Origin of the sequence: Psychrobacter sp. M9-54-1, assembly GCF_016613355.1 — a bacterium.
Lineage (GTDB): Bacteria > Pseudomonadota > Gammaproteobacteria > Pseudomonadales > Moraxellaceae > Psychrobacter > Psychrobacter faecalis.
On the sequence record NZ_JADGFW010000047.1, the window covers coordinates 1 to 5,355 of the forward strand.

The 5,355-nt window shown below is 48.5% G+C and carries 2 tRNA genes and 2 rRNA genes; all 4 read right to left on the reverse strand.

Features of this window, described 5'->3' with window-relative positions:
• Nucleotides 1-57: 57 nt before the first annotated feature.
• Nucleotides 58-2,919, reverse strand: a 23S ribosomal RNA gene (locus tag IQ457_RS13235).
• Between the two features lie 356 nt (nucleotides 2,920-3,275).
• A tRNA-Ala gene (locus tag IQ457_RS13240) sits at nucleotides 3,276-3,351 on the reverse strand.
• A 9-nt stretch (nucleotides 3,352-3,360) separates the two neighbouring features.
• Nucleotides 3,361-3,437: transfer RNA gene (locus tag IQ457_RS13245), tRNA-Ile, on the reverse strand.
• Between the two features lie 76 nt (nucleotides 3,438-3,513).
• A 16S ribosomal RNA gene (locus IQ457_RS13250) occupies nucleotides 3,514-5,052 on the reverse strand.
• The 16S and 23S rRNA genes sit together here with 2 tRNA genes alongside, the layout of an rRNA operon.
• Between the last annotated feature and the right edge of the window lie 303 nt (nucleotides 5,053-5,355).

A 5,355-nucleotide genomic window follows, 5' to 3' on the forward strand; every position in this document is an offset into this window, starting at 1 on the left:
CAAGGATTAAGGTGATATCGAAATAATTAGACTTGATACAAACCACTTGGGTGTTGTATGGTCAAGCCAAACGAGCAATTAGTACAGGTTAGCTACACACATCGCTGTGCTTCCACACCCTGCCTATCAACGTCCTAGTCTTGAACGGCTCTTTAGGGAAATCTAATCTTGAGGTGGGCTTCCCGCTTAGATGCTTTCAGCGGTTATCCCATCCGAACGTAGCTACCGGGCAATGCCATTGGCATGACAACCCGAACACCAGTGGTTCGTCCACTCTGGTCCTCTCGTACTAGGAGCAGATCCTCTCAAATTTCCAACGCCCACGGTAGATAGGGACCGAACTGTCTCACGACGTTCTAAACCCAGCTCGCGTACCTCTTTAAATGGCGAACAGCCATACCCTTAGGACCTGCTTCAGCCCTAGGATGAGATGAGCCGACATCGAGGTGCCAAACACCGCCGTCGATATGAACTCTTGGGCGGTATCAGCCTGTTATCCCCAGAGTACCTTTTATCCGTTGAGCGATGGCCCTTCCATACAGAACCACCGGATCACTAAGACCTACTTTCGTACCTGCTCGACTTGTGGGTCTCGCAGTTAAGCGCGCTTTTGCCTTTATACTCTATGAACGATTTCCGACCGTTCTGAGCGCACCTTCGTACTCCTCCGTTACTCTTTAGGAGGAGACCGCCCCAGTCAAACTACCCACCATACATTGTCCTCGGTATTGTTATACCTGAGTTAGAACCCCGACATGACCAGGGTGGTATTTCAAGGATGGCTCCACCAAGACTAGCGTCTCGGCTTCAAAGCCTCCCACCTATCCTGCACAAGTCAGGTCAAAGTTCAATGTAAAGCTGTAGTAAAGGTTCACGGGGTCTTTCCGTCTAGCCGCGGGTACACAGCATCTTCACTGCGATTTCGATTTCACTGAGTCTCTGCTGGAGACAGCGCTGCCATCATTATGTCATTCGTGCAGGTCGGAACTTACCCGACAAGGAATTTCGCTACCTTAGGACCGTTATAGTTACGGCCGCCGTTTACTGGGGCTTCGATCAAGAGCTTCGCATACGCTAACCCCATCAATTAACCTTCCAGCACCGGGCAGACATCACACCCTATACGTCCACTTTCGTGTTTGCAGAGTGCTGTGTTTTTAATAAACAGTTGCAGCAGCCTGGTATCTGCGACTGCCAACAGCTCAAGGAGCAAGTCCTATCACCATCGGCAGCGTACCTTCTCCCGAAGTTACGGTACCATTTTGCCTAGTTCCTTCAGCAGAGTTCTCTCAAGCGCCTTGGTATTCTCTACCTGATCACCTGTGTCGGTTTAGGGTACGATTCGTTTATAACTATTGCTTAGAAGCTTTTCCTGGAAGCATGGTATTTGCCACTTCGCGGTACAAGTACCGCTTGCTATCAGATCTCAGCCGTATTACAGTCCGGATTTGCCTAAACTGTAAGCCTACATCCTTTCACCTGGACAACCAACGCCAGGCTGACATAACCTACTCCGTCCCTCCATCGCATTATAAACAAGTATCGGAATATTAACCGATTTCCCATCGACTACGCCTTTCGGCCTCGCCTTAGGGGTCGACTCACCCAGCCCCGATTAACGTTGGACTGGAACCCTTGATCTTCCGGCGTGCGAGCTTTTCACTCGCATTATCGTTACTCACGTCAGCATTCGCTCTTGTGATACCTCCAGCATGCTTTACAACACACCTTCACAGGCTTACACAACGCTCCCCTACCACTTGAAAACAAATTCAAATCCGCAGCTTCGGCTCCTAGTTTGAGCCCCGTTACATCTTCCGCGCGGGCCGACTCGACTAGTGAGCTATTACGCTTTCTTTAAAGGATGGCTGCTTCTAAGCCAACCTCCTAGCTGTCTATGCCTTCCCACCTCGTTTCCCACTTAACTAGGAATTTGGGGCCTTAGCTGGCGGTCTGGGTTGTTTCCCTCTCCACAATGGACGTTAGCACCCACTGTGTGTCTCCCGGATATCACTCATCGGTATTCGGAGTTTGCATCGGTTTGGTAAGTCGGTATGACCCCCTAGCCGAAACAGTGCTCTACCCCCAATGGTGTTCGTCCGAGGCGCTACCTAAATAGCTTTCGGGGAGAACCAGCTATCACCGAGTTTGATTAGCCTTTCACCCCTATCCACAAGTCATCCCCTGGCTTTTCAACGACAGTGGGTTCGGTCCTCCGGTGCCTGTTACGGCACTTTCAACCTGCTCATGGATAGATCACTCGGTTTCGGGTCTATACCCTGCAACTAATCGCCCTATTAAGACTCGGTTTCCCTACGGCTCCCCTAAACGGTTAACCTTGCTACAGAATATAAGTCGCTGACCCATTATACAAAAGGTACGCGGTCACCCTAATAAATTAAGGCTCCCACTGCTTGTACGCACACGGTTTCAGGTTCTATTTCACTCCCCTCACAGGGGTTCTTTTCGCCTTTCCCTCACGGTACTGGTTCACTATCGGTCAGTCAGGAGTATTTAGCCTTGGAGGATGGTCCCCCCATCTTCAAACAGGATTTCTCGTGCCCCGCTCTACTTAATATGTTAATGCTAATGTTTCGAATACAGGACTATCACCTACTACGGTCAGCTTTCCCACGCTGTTCTTCTACATTAGTACTAATCGGCTTCTCCCCGTTCGCTCGCCGCTACTAGGGGAATCTCAATTGATGTCTATTCCTAAGGGTACTGAGATGTTTCACTTCCCCTCGTTCGCCTCTTATATAAATATAAGATACCTAGCTTATGCTAGGTGGGTTTCCCCATTCAGAAATCTCCGGATCACAGGATATTGCCGCCTCCCCGAAGCTTATCGCAGGCTGTCACGTCTTTCATCGCCTCTGACTGCCAAGGCATCCACCATGTGCGCTTCATTACTTGACCATACAACCCCAAGTAGTCTTTCGACTTCTAAGTGTCATACAATCTAATTATGATAACGATATCACCTATGTTTACGCTTGATTCAGTTCTCTTTACTTTTTTAAGAAATCCTCTTTGGGATAACAAACAATGTCGTTAAAAGAGGATTTCTTAAGGTTAAGAAGTACGCGTGAACACGCACTTCCTAACCCAGACTCATATCTATGTTTTTAAATAGTTCTTACTCTCTCGTCGAGTAGTAAGTTTCCGTATAAAACAGAAAGAAGTAATCAGATAATATATTGCTATATTGGAATCACTTGTTTCTGTTTGATACCTATTCATTTATTAGCATTCAAAGCTTACTGCGTTTATAGTGGTGGAGCCAAACGGAGTCGAACCGTTGACCTCCTGCGTGCAAGGCAGGCGCTCTACCAACTGAGCTATGGCCCCATATATAAATGGTGGGTCTAAGTGGACTTGAACCACTGACCCCCGCGTTATCAACACGGTGCTCTAACCAGCTGAGCTACAGACCCAAATTACGCTTGTATAAACGTAAGCTTAAACTAAAGAACAACTTGTTGTGAATTCTTGCTGACCGAATGCTGTCTATAAGGAGGTGATCCAGCCGCAGGTTCCCCTACGGCTACCTTGTTACGACTTCACCCCAGTCATCAACCACACCGTGGTGATCGCCTTCCTAAAAGGTTAGGCTAACCACTTCTGGTGCAATCAACTCCCATGGTGTGACGGGCGGTGTGTACAAGGCCCGGGAACGTATTCACCGCGGCATTCTGATCCGCGATTACTAGCGATTCCTACTTCATGGAGTCGAGTTGCAGACTCCAATCTGGACTACGATAGGCTTTTTGAGATTCGCATCACATCGCTGTGTAGCTGCCCTCTGTACCTACCATTGTAGCACGTGTGTAGCCCTGGTCGTAAGGGCCATGATGACTTGACGTCGTCCCCGCCTTCCTCCAGTTTGTCACTGGCAGTATCCTTAGAGTTCCCGGCCAAACCGCTGGTAACTAAGGACAAGGGTTGCGCTCGTTGCGGGACTTAACCCAACATCTCACGACACGAGCTGACGACAGCCATGCAGCACCTGTATTCTAATTCCCGAAGGCACTCCCGCATCTCTGCAGGATTCTAGATATGTCAAGACCAGGTAAGGTTCTTCGCGTTGCATCGAATTAAACCACATGCTCCACCGCTTGTGCGGGCCCCCGTCAATTCATTTGAGTTTTAACCTTGCGGCCGTACTCCCCAGGCGGTCTACTTATTGCGTTAGCTGCGTCACTAAGTCCTCAAGGGACCCAACGACTAGTAGACATCGTTTACGGCGTGGACTACCAGGGTATCTAATCCTGTTTGCTACCCACGCTTTCGAACCTCAGTGTCAGTATGATGCCAGAAGGCTGCCTTCGCCATCGGTATTCCTCCAGATCTCTACGCATTTCACCGCTACACCTGGAATTCTACCTTCCTCTCACCTACTCTAGCCTAACAGTATCAGATGCCGTTCCCAGGTTAAGCCCGGGGCTTTCACATCTGACTTATCAAGCCACCTACGCTCGCTTTACGCCCAGTAATTCCGATTAACGCTTGCACCCTCTGTATTACCGCGGCTGCTGGCACAGAGTTAGCCGGTGCTTATTCTGCAGCTAATGTCATCGTCCATGGGTATTAACCATGGAGTCTTCTTCACTGCTTAAAGTGCTTTACAACCAAAAGGCCTTCTTCACACACGCGGCATGGCTGGATCAGGGTTGCCCCCATTGTCCAATATTCCCCACTGCTGCCTCCCGTAGGAGTCCGGGCCGTGTCTCAGTCCCGGTGTGGCTGATCATCCTCTCAGACCAGCTACAGATCGTCGCCATGGTAGGCCTTTACCCCACCATCTAGCTAATCCGACTTAGGCTCATCTAATAGCGAGAGCAACAAGTTGCCCCCTTTCTCCCGTAGGTCGTATGCGGTATTAATTCGAGTTTCCCCGAGCTATCCCCCACTACTAGGTAGATTCCTAAGTATTACTCACCCGTCCGCCGCTCGTCAGCGAGAAGCAAGCTTCTCCTGTTACCGCTCGACTTGCATGTGTTAAGCCTGCCGCCAGCGTTCAATCTGAGCCATGATCAAACTCTTCAGTTTAATCTTGCATGAAGTCCTTTAAAGAGACTTCGAAACTTGGCTCATTTAATCTGGCAATTACGCTCTCGTATGTTTCATATAATGAATTAACTTTGAGTTTTCTTGCTGTCTTAAATGATAATTTTTATAGTTAGAAAGAACTCCGAAAAGAAGTTTCAACCAACTTTATTTTTTAGCATTCTGAATCAGCAAAAATCCACACAAGTTGTTCTTTAGTTATGCTTTTAAATAGTGTCAAGCTACTGTCGTCCAGTAGTTGATTATATAGGGTATTTCTCTTTGCTAGTCAGTCTAAGTCAATAA